Here is a 14,292-nt window from a genome sequence, read left to right as displayed (position 1 = left end):
CGTAATTCGCGTTGGCAAATCGCTTCGAGCGGTGCTCACTCCCGATTTCGGCGGATTGGCGGGCCGCGTGGTCGCTCACCGAGCTTCGGTCGGCGGCTTCACCTCGGCGGGGATGTCCTGCGTGGCGGGGATGACGCGACGAAAGCAGGACGCCCGGCGTCGTGGGTACCTGCCGTCCGGCCGGGTCGCGCAGGCGTGGAATCACTACCGCTGAGGTCCTGCGAGGGCGTTGACCCGGTGCCCGGACCGAGGCCGCCCGGTCCGGGTTACCGTGCACGGGTGCGGATCAGAGAAGGCGACCTGGACGACCTGTCCGCGATCATGGCGATGCTGGACGGCGCGGTGGCCTGGCTGGACGCCTCCGGTCGCACGGGCCAGTGGGGCAGCGAGCCGTTCTCCGACCAGCCCGGTCGGGTCGAGGGCATCGCCGAGAAGATCCGCGAGGGCGCGGCCTGGATCGCCGAGGTCGACGGCACGCCCGCGGGCGCGATGACGCTCGCGCCCAATCCGCCGCACTACGTCCGGCCGGCCGCCGAGCCGGAGGTGTACGTGACCCTGCTGGTGACGTCACGGTCGTACGCCGGGATGGGTGTCGGCAGCGCGCTCCTGGCGCACGCCCGCGAGGAAACGCGCCGCGCCGGCGTCGAACTGCTGCGGGTCGACTGCTACGCCGGTTCCGAGGGGAAGCTGGTCGACTACTACCGCCGCAACGGGTTCGAGCCGACCGAGCCGTTCACGGTGGGGGAGTGGCCGGGGCAGGTGCTGGCCCAGCGGGTCCGCACTTCGCCGGAATAGCCACCCGAGAGGTGGACGGACCTCCCCGTTCGGCCGCCGTCCGACCTCCGGCGGATCCGCACTTCTGCGTTTTCCCGGCCTGGTTCGGCGCATTCGGCGACAATTCGCCTCACCCCATCAGGGCGTTGGCCACCGGTTTGCGGCCGAGTACGGTCGGACTTCGAGGGTGGCCACCTCCGCTGCCAGCACAGTCCGCGGCACCGACCGCGGCTTTCGATCGGGTGTGAGGTGGTCACTGATGACCTTGGACGCTCTGGACCTGCTCAAAGACGGTTTGCCGGACAGTTCCGCGCCACGGCGGCGGATCGTGGTCGTCGGTGCCGGGATGGCGGGGCTCACCACCGCGTTGCTGCTGAAGGAAGCGGGCCACGAGGTGACCATCCTCGAAGGCCAGAACCGGTTGGGTGGGCGCATCCTCACCCATCGCGGTTTCGCGGGCGACATGTACGGCGAGTTCGGCGCGATGCGGTTCCCGCAGCAGCACCCGCTGGTCTCCTGGTTGATCGAGGAGAAGTTCAAGCTCGCCACCAGACCGTTTCCCATGTACGACGAGGACACTTTCGTGTACCTGCAGGGAAAGGGCGTCCGGCGCCGCGACTTCACCGCCGACCAGTTCTCGTTCGACCTGCGGCCCGCTGAGGCGGACAAGGCGCCGCACGACCTGCTGCGGCACACCGTGCAGCCGTTGATCGACATCATGGAGCAGGAGGACGAAGCGAAGGCGTGGCACCGGCTGCTGGACGACTACGACCGGTACACGCTGCTCGGCTACCTCAAGGAACGCGGCCTCAGCGACGGCGCGCTGGCCATGCTCGGGCCGTTGTTCAACCTGGAGGGCCGCTACCACTTCTCGTTGGTCGAGTGGTTCTCGCACTTCTACGAGGACGTGTTCGGCCACCTCGTGTACATCGTGGACGGTGCGGACACCCTGCCGCGCGCGTTCGAGCCGATGCTGATGGACGACATCCGGCTCGGCGCCTTGGTGCACGGTGTCGACCAGACCGACAGCGAGGTGCGCGTGCACTACCGCGCCGGGCGTCGCACGCAGACGATCACGGCGGACGAGTGCGTCATCACGGTGCCGTTCGCCAGCCTGCGGCACATGGAGATCCAAGGGCTCGACCCGGACAAGTGGTACGCCATCCGCAACACCTACTACGGCCGGGCGCACAAGCTGTTCATGCAGTTCAGCGAGCGGTGGTGGGAGAGCGCGTACGGCATCACGCACGGCCTGACCGTGACCGACCTGGCGATCCGCAACATCGTCTACCCGCCGGCCGGCCAGGACACCCGGTTCCGCAAGGGCGTGATGATCGCGTCGTACTGCTGGGAGCAGGACTCCATGCCGTACACGCCGCTGGCCGGCGAGGAGAGCGTGATGCAGGCGCTGGAGGACCTGGTCAAGATCCACCCGGAGGCGCGGGACACGTTCGAGTTCGGCGTCTACAAGGACTGGGCGCTCGACTGGTTCGCGTGCGGCATCGGCCCGCTGTACCGCGCGTTCGAGATGAGCGAGACGTTCTACGAGGACGTGATCCGGCCGGTGAACCGGGTGTGGTTCGCCAACGACGCGTGCGACCGGAGGCACCGGCGGTGGGTCGAAGGCGCGCTCAAGGCGGCGGTGAAGAACGCCTACGCGATCCACGAAGGACTGCGCGACGAGATGCCCTGGAAGGACTGACCGGCGTCGCGGAGGCCGGCGGCACGGGTGTCCCCTGGCCGGGCCACGTCCCGGTCAGGAGGGCGCCGGTGAGCCCGCCCGCGGTGTCGAGGCGACGGCGGACGGCCAGTTCGACGGTGGCCGTTACGATCAACACCGGGTCACCGTCGACCAAGCGCCCACGACGGGCACCTCCGCGCCGGCGGACGCGGTGGATCAAGTCCGCGTGGTGACCGCGGGATCGACTTGGCCCGCCGGGTCGGTCGCGCGGATCACCGGCACGGCCTCGCACAGCATCCCGGCGTCGCGCAGCGCCTCGGCGACGCGGTCCGCCGGCCAGCCCAGGTCGGACGCGAGCCGGTTCGCGGCTTCCGGGGTGACGGTGCGGACGAGGGCGGCCAGCACGGTCACCACGTCACCGTCGACCATGCCCGGCCCGCCGGACATGTCGTCGCTGAGCCGGCTGAAGAAGCGGCGCATGCGGTCCAGCCGGGCGCCGGCGGGGGTGGCGGGGTCGAAGACCTCGACGCCGCGCCGGACCGCGTCGGCGAGCATCGCGTTGGTCCGCGCGCTCGTCAGCCACGTCCGCAGCCACGCGTCGTCGTCGATGGAGTACCTCTCGCGGCGCCGGGCGTCGCGTTCGCGGCGCAGCAGGTCCAGCCCTTCGAGGTAGCCGACGGCCTTGGAGATCGACGCGGGGCTCACCCGCAGCCTGCCGACCAGCTCCGCCGTCGTCAGCGCGCCGGCATCGGTCGTGACCAGGCTCGCCAGCACGCGGGCCGCCATGCGCGGCAGGCCCATCCGCACCATCAGCTCGGCGAACTCCTCGGCGAACGCCAGCACCGCCGCCGGGTCGCGGCCCTCCGCGCCGACGACGTCCGGTGGTGGCCCGGGTGTGGTGGTCTTGCGCCGGCGGGCACGTCGACGGGCGGCCAGGTGGGCGCGGTCGGCCCGGTAGTCGCGGGCGCCGCCGTTGCGGCCGACCTCACGGGTGATGGTGGACGTCGGCCTGCCCAGCCGGCGCGCGATCTCGGCGTACCCGAGGCCGTCGGTCAGGCCGGAGGCGATGTCACGGCGGTCCTCGTCGGTCAGCCTGCCTCCCGGCATGAGTCCACCCCTTTCACCGGTTGCGGTCCAGTGTGCGTTCACCGGCAGCACAGTGCAACGACATCGGCTGGATCATTGCGTTGATCGGCAGGGTCATTGCAATGATGAGATCACTTCTACCAGCTGGAACCGTACGCGCGGCATTCATGCTCGTTGCTGGTCGGTAAAACGCAACGTAGCTTTCGCCTCCCATGAAGATCGGCCCCGGGAAAGGGGGAGGAATGACGAGCGAGCGACTCGCGCTCGACGTCGAAGGCCTGCGCATGCGGTACGGCACGACCGACGTCCTGCACGACGTCACGTTCCACGCCCGCCACGGCGAGGTGCTGGCCCTGCTCGGCCCGAACGGCGCGGGCAAGACCACCACCATCGAGGTCCTGGAGGGCTTCCGGCTGCGGTCGGCGGGCCGGGTGTCGGTGCTCGGCGTCGACCCGGCCCACGCCGACGAACGGTGGCGGGCCCGCGTCGGCGTCGTCCTGCAGTCCTGGCGCGACCACGGCAAGTGGCGCGTCCGCGAGCTGCTGCACCACCTCGGCACCTACTACTCGTGCTACGCCACCAATCAGGTCGCGCGACCGTGGGACCCGGACGACCTGGTCGCGGCGGTCGGCCTGACCGCGCAGGCGGACCGGAAGGTGCGGACGCTCTCCGGCGGGCAGCGGCGCAGGCTCGACGTCGCCGTGGGCATCGTCGGACGCCCCGAGCTGCTGTTCCTGGACGAGCCGACCACCGGCTTCGACCCGGTCGCCCGGCGCGAGTTCCACGAGCTCGTGCACCGGCTCGCGGCACAGGACTCGACCACGATCCTGCTCACCACCCACGACTTGGACGAAGCCGAGAAGCTCGCCGACCGCATCGTCATCCTCGACGGCGGCCGGATCGTCGCCGACGGCACGGCCGAGGAACTGGCGCAGCGCATCGCGGGCGAGGACGAGGTCCGGTGGACCCACGCCGGGCGGCCGCACGTGCGGCACGTCCGCGAGTCCACCCGGTTCGTGCACGACCTGTTCCGCCGCCACGGCGACGCGATCACCGACCTGGAGGTCCGCCGGGCCTCGCTGGAAGACACCTACCTGTCGCTGGTGCGCCGGGTCGAGGCGGAAGGAGCGGGCAGGTGAACCCGACCGCGACGGCGTTGCGCGCGGGCTGGCGGCGCGGCGTGATCGAGCTGCGGCAGTCGTTGACCAACGGCGCGGACCTGTGGAACCACGCGTTCTGGCCGGTGCTGATGCTCGTGGTCACGTACTTCCTGCGGGACGTGTCGTTCGGGCGGACCGGGTTCACGGTCGGTGCACTGGCGCTGCCCGGCATCCTCGGCATGAACGCCGCGATGGCGATGGTCACCATGAGCCAACTGCTGACGGCCGAACGCGAGGACGGCACGCTCCTGCGCGCCAAGGCCACGCCGAACGGGATGCCGGCCTACCTGGTCGGCAAGATCGTGCACGTGTCCGGCGGCCTCGTCGTGGACCTGGCGCTCTTCCTGGTCCCCGGCCTGTTCCTGGTACCGGGCCTGGTGACCGGCAGCCCGGACGCGTGGCTGACGCTGGCGTGGGTGCTGGCGCTGGGCATGGTCGCCGCCCTGCCCATCGGCGCGGTGCTCGGCTCGGTGTTCTCCAGCGCACGCGCCCAGGGCCTGCTCATGCTGCCGATCCTGGGCATGATCGCCATCTCCGGCATCTTCTACCCGGTCACGGCGCTGCCCGGCTGGGTGCAGTGGGTGGCCCAGGTCTTCCCGGTGTACTGGCTCGGCCTCGGCATGCGTTCGGCGCTGCTGCCCGACGCCGCCGTGGCCGTCGAGATCGGGGAGTCGTGGCGGCACCTGGAGACGGTCGGCGTGCTCACCGCGTGGGCGGTCCTGGGCCTGGTCCTGGCGCCGGTCGTGCTGCGCCGGATGGCCCGTCGCGAGTCCGGGTCGAGCGTGGCGCTCCGTCGGGAGAAGTCGTTGCGGCGAAGCCGATAGGTGATCGACCCGGCGTCCGGGCGCAACGAAAGGGGCCTCGCGTGCGACCAATCAGGTAAGAGCGACGTGCCCGGACCGGAGGGCGTGACCATGACCATCTTCGTCAGCTACACCCGTGCCGACGAGAGCGTGGTGCGCGCCCTGCGCGACGACCTCGGCCGGATGGGGCACGAGGTGTGGCTGGACCACGAGATCCACGGCGGCGAGCTGTGGTGGCGCGAGATCATCCGCACCATCCAGGCCGCGCGGGTCTTCGTGTTCGCGCTGTCGCAGGCGTCGTGGAAGTCGGTGCCCTGCCACGCGGAGTTCGACTACGCCCAGCAGCTGGGTGTGCCCGTGCTCCCGGTGCACGTGGGGCCGCTGGACAACCTCCGCATCCCGATCATGGAACGCCAGCTGGTCGACTACCGGGAGCGCGACGTCGACGCGATCGTGGCGCTGGCGGGCGCGCTCACCGAGCTGGCCGCCCGGCCGCGCGCGTTGCCGAACCCGATGCCCCCGCCGCCCAAGGTGCCGTTCGAGTACCTCTACCGCATCGCCGAACTCCTCGGTCCGCAGCCGATCGCACCCGACCGGCAGGAGATCATCATCGGCCAGTTGCGGCGGCACCTGCGGACCGAGCGGGACGAGGTCGCCCGCGCCGACATCATCAAGCTGCTGCGGGAATTCCGCGAGCGCGGCGAGATCACGAACCTGAACTCGCGGGAGATCGACGAGATCCTGGCGAACGTCGAGCCAGGGGAGGGCGAGGGACTGCCCGAGGGCGTCACCTGGCTCCCGGCGGCCGACCACTGGCAGGAGAACCCGGTGGTGATCGGCCCGCCGCCGGTTCCGGAGCCGACGGCGCCCGAGGATCCCGCCCGGAGTTCAACCGGGGATCCGGCCGACGCGGGTGCGGGCACGCCGCCGACGTGGCTGCGGAACGTGCCGGCCGCCGAGCAGTCGAAGCCCGTCGGGCAGCCCCGACCCGCCGGGCCTGCCGGACCCGTCGAGCAGCCGACGACCGGCTCGTGGTGGCAGCACAACCAGACCGCGCCGAACCCGTTCACCGGCCGACCGTCCACTACCGGACAGTCCACATCGGAACCGGCCGCGCCGGAACCGCCCGCGAAGTCGTCCGCCCGCCGCCGGCTGGTGCTCGCCGTGATCGCGGGGGCCGTCCTGCTCCTCGTGATCGTCGCCGCACTGGTCGCGGCGGGTGCCTAACCAGAGGGCCGCTTCCGCGCCGAACCGATCTTGTACGCGATGAGCGCCGCCGCCACACCCAGCACCACCGCCGGGCCCGGACCCGAACGGTCCAGCAGGATGACCACGCACCTTGGTTGCGACCGCGACACGGACTGCCGGTACGTCTCCACTGCACACCCCCTCTTCGTCATCCGGTCAGGTTGCGGCGTACCACCGTCGTCGGCCACGGCGCGCCCGCGTGCCACTCCCACCGGTGGCCGCAGCGCGGGTTGCGGCAGCGGAAGGCGTAGGCGTCGGCGTCCTGGGTGACGTCCAGCCGGAAGTCGCCGCAGCGCGGGCACTGCGCGACCACCGCGCGGTCGACTTCGCGGCCGTCGCGCGCGTGCTCCGGTCCGGTGGGGACGGTCGCCTGGCGCGCGGGGGTCTCGGTCCACCACGTCCGGTTCGGGGAAGCGGCCTGGGTTGCCGGGCGGACCGGCACCGTGTTCCGCGGCCGCGTGGTGGCACGGCGGTCGACGGTCAGCGGACCCAGCGCGACCAGAACCCCGAGCACCACGCCGACCGCGACGACGCCCGACGACCGCCAGGGGCCAAGGTCCACGAGCTGGAGGCCGATCAACGCACCCAGCGCGGCGCCGACCGCGGTCAGCGCCGGGACGACCGTGTCCCGCGTGCTCATGGGGGGACCTCCGACCGGGTCACGACCAGTTCGATCCGGCCATCGGCGTCCGGGTCGAGGTCCGGCCAGCAGGTCAGGTCGCCGAGCCGCTCCGCCGGTGCGGGGGCCGACCAGTCCCGGGGCAGCCGCACGCACACCGTCAGCGGTCCGTCCGACGGGACGTCGTCGACCCGCCCTTCGGCGTCCACCGTGCGGTCCGACCGTTGTCCGGCGAGCACGGTGACCTGGGCGTCGTCGAGCCGGGCGGTGCCCTGCCCGGCGGTCACGAACCGGAGGTCGACGGACTGCGGCACCACGGGTTCGCGCAGGACCACCCCGAGCAGCAGGACGGCCAGGAACGAGATTACCAGCGCGTAGACCGGTGCCCACAGGGGGCTGCGCGGGCCCCTCGGCGACGCGGCCCGGTTCTCGGTGGTGCCTCCCGACGTGCGCACCTGGACCTCCGCGCGGAGTGTTGGCGTGTACTCCGGGTATCGCGAAGGATCATGCGGTCGTGTCCCCGTATCCCCCGAACGGAGGAACGGTCAGGGCAGGTTTCCGGTGGTGGCCAGGAGCAGGGCGAGGGCGGGCAGGAAGTTGTTGACCTGGTGGGCGACCACGCTCGCGAGCAGGTTGCCGGTGAGCAGCCGGGCCAGGCCGATCGGGATCGACAGCACCAGCAGCAGCGGGGTGCGCAGCAGTTCCAGGTGCGCGAACGAGAACACCAGGCTGGTCGCCACGAACACGACCCAGCGGTTCCAGCCCAGGTGTTCCAACCCGCGCCACAGCACGCCCCGGAACAGCACCTCCTCGGCGGCCGGCGCGACCAGCCACACCGCCAGGAACGCGACCACGGCCGCCGTCGGCGCCATCTCGCGCCCGGCGAACGCGTCACCGACCGCGGACGACGCCCGGTCCTCGCCGACCCAGGCCGTCCACGCCGCCGCTGCGGGCAGCGTCAGCGCCAACCCGCCCGCCCCGAGCGCCAAGCCGATGGCGATGTCCCTGAGGTTCCAGCGGACCGCGAGCTCACGCCACCGCCGCCCGGCCTTCGGGCCGCCGCCCAACCAGCCGGTCGCGACCGCCGCCACGACCGCGCCCAACGACGTCGGCAGGACCAGCAACGCCAGCAGCCGACCGTCCTCCAGCAGCGCCGGGTCACCCGAGCCGTAGGACAGCAGCACGAGCACCGACACGACGAGCATGGTGAGCTGCCCGGCCAGGAACACGACCACCAGCGCCGGCCCGGCCCGTCGTTCCCGGGCGGGGGGCGGTGGCGCGGACACGCGGTCGTCGTACGGCACCGGCCCGATCTGGTCATCGCTCACAACCGTGGATAACCCGTCCGACCGGCGAGGTCAACTCGACACCGCCGTCGCGCGGCGGATCGAGACCGAGCGTTATCCCGGATTCGCCGACGGGTTCCTGGTCGCCGGTCGGTACCGCCACCGCTGTTCGCCGTCGTCGCGGAACTCGCCGGTGGCGCGCATGCCGATGCGCCGGGCCACCGCCTCACTGGACAGGTGCTCGGGGGCGATGTGGGCGTGCACGTCCCGCGCGCCACGCGCGACCAGCCAGCCCACCACCGCCTCGGCGGCCTCGGTGGCGTAGCCGTGCCCCTGGAACGGCACCCCCACCACCCACGCCACTTCGGCGATCAGCCCGTGCCCGCCGGCCGTGGTCGTCGCCTGCACGGTGCCGACGGCGGTGTCGTCCGCGTCCCTCAGCACGACCCAGTTCAGCCAGCCCTCACGCCCGTCGTCCGACGACGGCCGCTCCCACCGCTCGTACCGGGCCGTGAGCTGTGCGGCCGTGGGCGGCGCACCGCCGGTGATCGCGTAGAGCGCGGGATCGCCCAGCACCGCCGCCATCTGTTCGGCGTGCCCGACCCGCACGGGCTCCAACCGCAACCGCGCCGTGCGCACCACCGCGTCCCGCGGCCACCCGGCCGGCACCACCATCGGCTGCCCCACGCCTACCCCCGCCGCGACCGGGCACAGCGGCGTGCCATGACTGATGCACCCACGTGTCGCCCCCCAACGTCAGGTGCACAGTAGCCACTGTGCGGTTCCGGTCCACCGGGATTTCCGGTACCCGGGAAGGGGAACCGATCAAGTCGCCGCCGGCCGCCTGTCACGTCGCGGTGTGGTGCGTCGTCCACCGGGTGAAGCCCACTCGACAGGAGGTTGCGCGATGGAAATCGCACTGTGGATCGGCCAGGTGCTGCCGGCGGCGGTGTTCCTGATGTCCGGCGCGGCGAAGTCCACCCAGTCCAAGGAACGGATGCCGGCCACCGGCCAGACGGGGGTCGCCTTCCTGTCGCTGCCCGCGATCCGCGTGGTCGCCGCGCTGGAAGTGGCCGCCGCGATCGGCGTGGTCGTGCCGTGGGCCACGGGCATCGCGCCGGTCCTCACCCCGATCGCCGCGGTCGGCCTCGGGCTGGTGATGGTCGGAGCGGCGTACTTCCACGCCAGGCTGCGTGAACCGCGTGCCGTGGCGGTGAACGTGCTGCTGCTCGCGGTGGCCGTGTTCGTGGCCGTCGGGCGGTTCGGCGCGGCATGATCGGGAGGTGATCACTTCCCGCCGTGCCCGGCACGAGCGACTGTCGGCCTTCCTCGCTTCCCGGGCGGACGGTGAGCTGGCCGGGTTCGCGGGCACGCGGGGGGAGGTCGGCGTGGGCGGCGGTTCGGGAGTGGTCGACGTCGGGGGCACGCCGGTGTTCGTGAAGCGGATCCCGTTGAGCGACCGGGAGCACGCCCGGCCGCGCGACACGGCGAACCTGTTCGACCTGCCGCTGTTCTGCCAGTACGGCATCGGCGGCCCGTCGTTCACCGCGTGGCGCGAGTTGGCCGCGAACGAGATCGTCACCGACGCGGTGCTGGCGGGCGAGACGGCGGCGTTCCCGCTGCTGCACCACTGGCGGGTGCTGCCCGGCCGCGCGCCCGTCGCCGCCGAGCACGCCGACGTGGACGCCGTCGTCGCCGCGCTGGGCGGCAGCCCGGCCGTGCGCGCCCGGCTCGAAGCGCTCGCCGCCGCGTCGCACAGCCTGGTGCTGTTCTTCGAGCACATCCCGCACCCGGTGGAGGGCTGGCTGGGCGAGGACCCGGCGGGCAAGGCGGTCGCGGTCGAGCGGCAGCTGGCGGAGGTCGTGGCCGTCCTGCGCGACCGGGAGCTGCTGCACATGGACGGGCACCTCGGCAACCTGCGCACCGACGGCGAGCGGCTTTACCTGACCGACTTCGGGCTGGTCACGTCACCGCGGTTCGACCTCTCGGCGGCCGAGCGGGACTTCGTCCGGCGCAACGCCGGGCACGACGCCGACTACGCCGCCATGCGCCTGGTGAACTGGCTCGTGACGACCGTGTGCGGGGTGACCGTGCCACCCGACGGCGTGCCCACCGCCCGCAACGCCTGCGTCCGCCGGTGCGCCGCCGGCGACGTCCCGGACGACGTGCCGCCGCACGTGGCCGAGATCCTGGCCCGCCGCGCGCCCACCGCCGCGCGCATGAACGACTTCTACTGGCAGCTGTTCGGCGGTGACGTCCACGCGGAGTACCCGGGGGAGCGGTGAACCGCGGTGATCACGGGGAACGCATACCGCGCAGGTAGGTGACGGCCGCCCAGGGACGGCGGCCGAAGGCGAAGACCGTCCCGGTCGCCACGGCGCGGGCGAGGCGGGTGCGGCGGAAGATCGTGAGCATCATCGTGGCCGGGTCGAACCTGACCCGCGCGTCGGTCTTGCGACCGTCCGCCGGTGCGACGTGCAGTCGGCCGTTGTCGCTGGTCAGGACGACCGGTGTGGTGTGCTTCGAGCGGAACTCCAGGGTCACGCGGCCCGGGTTGCCCCGGCCCGCCAGCAGCCGGCCGGACCGCCCGCCGAGCATGGGCATGAGGAACAGGTCGAACGCCAGGGCGGCCTCGTGCGCGGAGATGTCCCACGGCACGTCCAGCGCCCGTGCGATGTCCAGGCCGTGGATCAGGGTCTCGTTGAGCTGGTGGGCCACGTGCGAGGCCGCGGGCAGCCGCGCGCCGCCGAGCCACGGCCGGAGCTCGCGCGGGTCGACGTCCTTCGCCCGGGTCAGCAACAGGTCGACCTCGTCGAGCAGGGTGTTCGACACGACGTCCAGCGCGCGTTCGGGGAAGTGCTCCAGGGTCAGCGCGTTGAGCCGCGCGAACCCGCCCAGGCTCGCCTCCTGCCAGCCGCGGTCCAGTTCGGGTGTGTCGAGCGGGGCCAGGTCACCGTCGATCAGCCCGGCGTTGAGCCGGGCGACGACGGCGACGTGCGCGGCGGTCTCGGCCACCGACCAGTCACCGATCGAGCGGCGGTCCGGCGTCCGGCAGTCCAGGAGCATCCGGGTGAACCGCTCGGTGGCGGCGGTGAGGGCGTCACGCGCGTCCTGCCACCGCTGGTCGGTGATGTCCAGCTCCACGAGTCGCCTCCTGCGCGTCGATGTGACATCACCGTAAGTAGTGATCGTGTCGACGGCGACTTGTGCGCGTGCGTGCTCTATCGCGACGAACGGCAGTGGTCGAGCACGCGTCGCAACACCGCCTCGGAGGGCTCGGTCGCGGAGTCGACCACCAGGTGCGGTTCGTCCCATCCGCCAGGTGCGCAGCGCGCCGAACGGCAGCAGGCGGTGAGGTCCGTGAGACCGATGCGGTCCGCCAGTTCCGCCGCTGTGCCGTGCTCCGGCCGTGCCGGCGCGGTGAGACCGGGATCCAGCAACTCCTCGGCCGACGGGTGCAGCGGCAGGTCGTCCACGGGACTCCGATCGGTAGCGGAACCACCATGATCCGGCACAGCCGAGCCGCGGTGTCAGCGGCGAGGTAGCTCGCCCGTTCGGGTGAGTTTTTCGGCGAGGTCGCGCAGCTTCAGGTTGGCCTGCTGGCTGGCCCGCACGAGCACGGCGAACGCCTGGTCGGCGGTGAGCTTGTGGCGTTCCATCAGGATGCCCTTGGCCTGCCCGATCAGGTCGCGCGTCCGCACGGCCTCGGTCAGGTGCTCGCGTTCCTGGGCGGTGGCCAGCGCCACGGCGGCGTGCCCGGCGAACAGCAGGCCGACGTGCTCGGACTCCTCGTCGAACGCCAGCGCGTCCGGCGAGTACAGGTTCAGCGCCCCGAGGTCGTCGCCGTGCACGTACAGCCGGAACGACAGCATGCTGGACACGTCCAGAGCCAGCGCCCGCTGGGCGAACACCGGCCACCGGGTCTCCTCGGCGAGGTCCGGCGCCCTGACGATCGTCTGCTGGTAGAGCGCGGTCAGGCACGGTCCCTGGCCGGTGTCGTACTGGATCTGGTCCACGTCGCGCGGCACGTCGCCGGTGCTCGCCACGGTCCGGACCTCGCGCTTGCCCACGATCGTCATGATCCCGGCGTGCCACGCGCCCGGAATGGTGCCCACCGCCGCCCGCACGATCTCGTCCAGCGTGTCCTGGGCGCCGTCCTGCCCGTGCAGCGTGCGGGCGACCTCGTTCAGCTGCGCGGCAAGGTCCTCGCTCATCGTGTCCTCGGCCACCCCGGCCACCTCCGCCTGATGTCGTCGGCCAACGCCTCTGCCGCATCGTTCCCCGTGTGCCCCGTCACGTCCACGCGCACACCACCAACCCGGGTGGAATACGAGCCGAAAGCGTTCCGTTGAACCGGTGTCGGCCCTGCCCGAGGCGCGCGGGGCACAGGTCGCCCGAAGCCGGTGTACCGGCGGGTGACCCCCGAAATCCCACGTAGTCCCGCACGTCACCCGTGCGTGGCTGCCGTTCGGCAAGGAGACGCCATGACGTTGACGTTCGAGATGCCCCGTCAGACCGGCCCCGATCGGGAGACCCGCCCGGCCACCACCGTGCGTGAAGGTGCCCGTGAGGCCGACCTGGTCGGCCGGTACCTGCGCGAGCTGACGTCGACGCCCCTGCTCATCGCCGACGAGGAGGTCGTGCTCGCCAAGCGCATCGAGGCCGGTGTCTACGCGGCGGAGCTGCTGCGGCGAGCCGACGAGGGCGAGGACTCGCCGCTGGACGCTGAGCGTCACCGTGCGCTGCGCACCGTGGCCGCCCAGGGCGCGCGTGCGAAGGACCACATGATCCGGGCGAACCTGCGCCTGGTGGTGTCGGTGGCCAAGAAGCACTCGTTCCGCGGCCTGCCGCTTTTGGACGTCGTGCAGGAGGGCAACCTGGGCCTGATCCGCGCGGTGGAGAAGTGGGACTACGCCAAGGGCTTCAAGTTCTCCACGTACGCGATCTGGTGGATCCGCCAGGCCATCGAACGGGGCCTGGCCGAGCAGACCCGGACCATCCGGCTGCCGATGCACGTCCACGAGGAGGTCGGCAAGCTGCGCAAGGCCGAGCAGCGGCTGCGCCTGGAGACCGACCGCGAGCCGACCGCCGAGGAGATCGCGGCGGCGGCGAAGATGCCGGTGGCCAGGGTCGTCCAGCTGCTGGCCGCGAGCCGCACCGCGCTCAGCCTGGAGACGCCGATCGGTGACGACGGCGGTGCCTCGGTGGCCGACTTGATCGAGGACGCCGAAGCCGTGGACGCCCACCAGGTGGTCGAGCAGCAGGAACTCGCCGCGCAGCTGCGTGCCCTGGTGGGCACGCTGCCCGAGCGCCAGGCACGAATCCTCACCGCACGTTACGGCTTGTCCGACGGGCGGGCGTGCAGCCTGCAGGAGCTGTCGGAGGAACTGGGCCTGACCCGGGAGCGGATCCGGCAGCTGGAGAAGGAGTCCCTCCGGATGTTGCGCGACCCCGAGCGCAACCGGGCCGTGCTCGCCCTGGCCGGCTGAGCAGGCGCCTCCACCCGCCGGGTGGACGCCGACCCGGGCTGGGCGCGCTCCCAGGTGCCCTCGGGCGCGTGCCTCGTGGCCGGCTGAACCCTCCCCGACGGGTTCAGCCGGCCACGCCAGGTTTTGCGGCTTCCGGCCGGGGGTAG

16 protein-coding genes are annotated in these 14,292 nt (G+C 72.1%); 8 read left to right on the top strand and 8 right to left on the bottom strand.

The window, feature by feature from the left end:
* Window positions 1-279 precede the first annotated feature (279 nt).
* Together A6A25_RS44780 and A6A25_RS20090 are read left to right on the top strand one after the other, a co-directional pair.
* Entirely contained in the window at window positions 280-795 is a 516-nt protein-coding gene (locus tag A6A25_RS44780) for a GNAT family N-acetyltransferase (protein WP_073892215.1), read from the top strand.
* A 238-nt stretch (window positions 796-1,033) separates the two neighbouring features.
* The gene (locus tag A6A25_RS20090; RefSeq protein WP_073892214.1) at window positions 1,034-2,476 is read left to right on the top strand and encodes a flavin monoamine oxidase family protein; all 1,443 of its coding nucleotides are present in this window, start codon (window positions 1,034-1,036) and stop codon (window positions 2,474-2,476) included.
* A gap of 195 nt (window positions 2,477-2,671) precedes the next feature.
* Here A6A25_RS20090 and A6A25_RS20085 read toward each other — a convergent pair whose 3' ends face one another.
* The gene (locus A6A25_RS20085) at window positions 2,672-3,562 is read right to left on the bottom strand and encodes a GbsR/MarR family transcriptional regulator (protein WP_073892212.1); all 891 of its coding nucleotides are present in this window, start codon (window positions 3,560-3,562) and stop codon (window positions 2,672-2,674) included.
* A 221-nt stretch (window positions 3,563-3,783) separates the two neighbouring features.
* On the opposite strand from A6A25_RS20085, the gene A6A25_RS20080 reads away from it, so the two are divergent.
* From A6A25_RS20080 to A6A25_RS20070, 3 genes are all read left to right on the top strand, one after another.
* Complete coding sequence (locus A6A25_RS20080; RefSeq protein WP_073892211.1) at window positions 3,784-4,680, top strand: ABC transporter ATP-binding protein; 897 nt, start codon at window positions 3,784-3,786, stop codon at window positions 4,678-4,680.
* Window positions 4,677-5,525, top strand: coding sequence for an ABC transporter permease (locus A6A25_RS20075; protein WP_073892209.1), 849 nt, complete (start codon window positions 4,677-4,679; stop codon window positions 5,523-5,525). The genes A6A25_RS20080 and A6A25_RS20075 overlap by 4 nt, the downstream gene beginning before the upstream one ends.
* Before the next feature lie 90 nt (window positions 5,526-5,615).
* Window positions 5,616-6,731 carry a toll/interleukin-1 receptor domain-containing protein gene (locus A6A25_RS20070; protein ID WP_143193287.1) on the top strand — a complete coding sequence of 372 codons (1,116 nt, stop codon included), beginning with the start codon at window positions 5,616-5,618 and terminating at the stop codon, window positions 6,729-6,731.
* A gap of 169 nt (window positions 6,732-6,900) precedes the next feature.
* Here A6A25_RS20070 and A6A25_RS20065 read toward each other — a convergent pair whose 3' ends face one another.
* From A6A25_RS20065 to A6A25_RS20050, 4 genes are all read right to left on the bottom strand, one after another.
* Window positions 6,901-7,392, bottom strand: a complete 492-nt coding sequence (locus tag A6A25_RS20065) for a hypothetical protein (RefSeq protein WP_073892206.1) — start codon at window positions 7,390-7,392, stop codon at window positions 6,901-6,903.
* Window positions 7,389-7,826 (bottom strand): hypothetical protein, encoded by a 438-nt coding sequence (locus A6A25_RS20060; protein ID WP_073892204.1) that lies wholly within the window; start codon window positions 7,824-7,826, stop codon window positions 7,389-7,391. The genes A6A25_RS20065 and A6A25_RS20060 overlap by 4 nt, the downstream gene beginning before the upstream one ends.
* 90 nt (window positions 7,827-7,916) lie before the next feature.
* Window positions 7,917-8,699: a CPBP family intramembrane glutamic endopeptidase gene (locus tag A6A25_RS20055; RefSeq protein ID WP_241828807.1), complete on the bottom strand. Its 783-nt coding sequence runs from the start codon at window positions 8,697-8,699 to the stop codon at window positions 7,917-7,919.
* Between the two features lie 72 nt (window positions 8,700-8,771).
* Complete coding sequence (locus A6A25_RS20050; RefSeq protein WP_198932781.1) at window positions 8,772-9,344, bottom strand: GNAT family N-acetyltransferase; 573 nt, start codon at window positions 9,342-9,344, stop codon at window positions 8,772-8,774.
* Window positions 9,345-9,564: 220 nt separating this feature from the next.
* Here A6A25_RS20050 and A6A25_RS20045 point away from each other — a divergent pair, with 220 nt between their 5' ends.
* Together A6A25_RS20045 and A6A25_RS20040 are read left to right on the top strand one after the other, a co-directional pair.
* Entirely contained in the window at window positions 9,565-9,933 is a 369-nt protein-coding gene (locus A6A25_RS20045; protein ID WP_073892201.1) for a DoxX family protein, read from the top strand.
* 7 nt (window positions 9,934-9,940) lie between these two features.
* Complete coding sequence (locus A6A25_RS20040; RefSeq protein ID WP_073892199.1) at window positions 9,941-10,942, top strand: serine/threonine protein phosphatase; 1,002 nt, start codon at window positions 9,941-9,943, stop codon at window positions 10,940-10,942.
* 10 nt (window positions 10,943-10,952) lie between these two features.
* Here A6A25_RS20040 and A6A25_RS20035 read toward each other — a convergent pair whose 3' ends face one another.
* The 3 genes from A6A25_RS20035 to A6A25_RS20025 form a co-directional block, all read right to left on the bottom strand.
* On the bottom strand, window positions 10,953-11,801 hold the full coding sequence (locus A6A25_RS20035; protein ID WP_158073767.1) for a maleylpyruvate isomerase N-terminal domain-containing protein: 849 nt from the start codon (window positions 11,799-11,801) through the stop codon (window positions 10,953-10,955).
* A 77-nt stretch (window positions 11,802-11,878) separates the two neighbouring features.
* Window positions 11,879-12,133, bottom strand: coding sequence for a hypothetical protein (locus A6A25_RS44125; RefSeq protein ID WP_073892198.1), 255 nt, complete (start codon window positions 12,131-12,133; stop codon window positions 11,879-11,881).
* A 54-nt stretch (window positions 12,134-12,187) separates the two neighbouring features.
* Window positions 12,188-12,886 carry a GAF and ANTAR domain-containing protein gene (locus A6A25_RS20025; RefSeq protein WP_143193286.1) on the bottom strand — a complete coding sequence of 233 codons (699 nt, stop codon included), beginning with the start codon at window positions 12,884-12,886 and terminating at the stop codon, window positions 12,188-12,190.
* Between the two features lie 255 nt (window positions 12,887-13,141).
* On the opposite strand from A6A25_RS20025, the gene A6A25_RS20020 reads away from it, so the two are divergent.
* On the top strand, window positions 13,142-14,146 hold the full coding sequence (locus tag A6A25_RS20020) for a sigma-70 family RNA polymerase sigma factor (protein ID WP_241828806.1): 1,005 nt from the start codon (window positions 13,142-13,144) through the stop codon (window positions 14,144-14,146).
* The last annotated feature ends 146 nt before the right edge of the window (window positions 14,147-14,292 follow it).

The organism is Saccharothrix sp. CB00851, from assembly GCF_001905065.1.
Taxonomy (GTDB): Bacteria; Actinomycetota; Actinomycetes; order Mycobacteriales; family Pseudonocardiaceae; genus Actinosynnema.
This window is presented reverse-complemented; position numbering and strand designations above follow the sequence as displayed.

Coding starts and splice junctions, on each gene's coding strand:
- A6A25_RS20065 (WP_073892206.1), bottom strand. CDS start 7,392: ATGAGCACGCGGGACACGGTCGTCCCGGCGCTGACCGCGGTCGGCGCC.
- A6A25_RS20070 (WP_143193287.1), top strand. CDS start 5,616: ATGACCATCTTCGTCAGCTACACCCGTGCCGACGAGAGCGTGGTGCGC.
- A6A25_RS20045 (WP_073892201.1), top strand. CDS start 9,565: ATGGAAATCGCACTGTGGATCGGCCAGGTGCTGCCGGCGGCGGTGTTC.
- A6A25_RS20080 (WP_073892211.1), top strand. CDS start 3,784: ATGACGAGCGAGCGACTCGCGCTCGACGTCGAAGGCCTGCGCATGCGG.
- A6A25_RS20085 (WP_073892212.1), bottom strand. CDS start 3,562: ATGCCGGGAGGCAGGCTGACCGACGAGGACCGCCGTGACATCGCCTCC.
- A6A25_RS20020 (WP_241828806.1), top strand. CDS start 13,142: ATGACGTTGACGTTCGAGATGCCCCGTCAGACCGGCCCCGATCGGGAG.
- A6A25_RS20090 (WP_073892214.1), top strand. CDS start 1,034: ATGACCTTGGACGCTCTGGACCTGCTCAAAGACGGTTTGCCGGACAGT.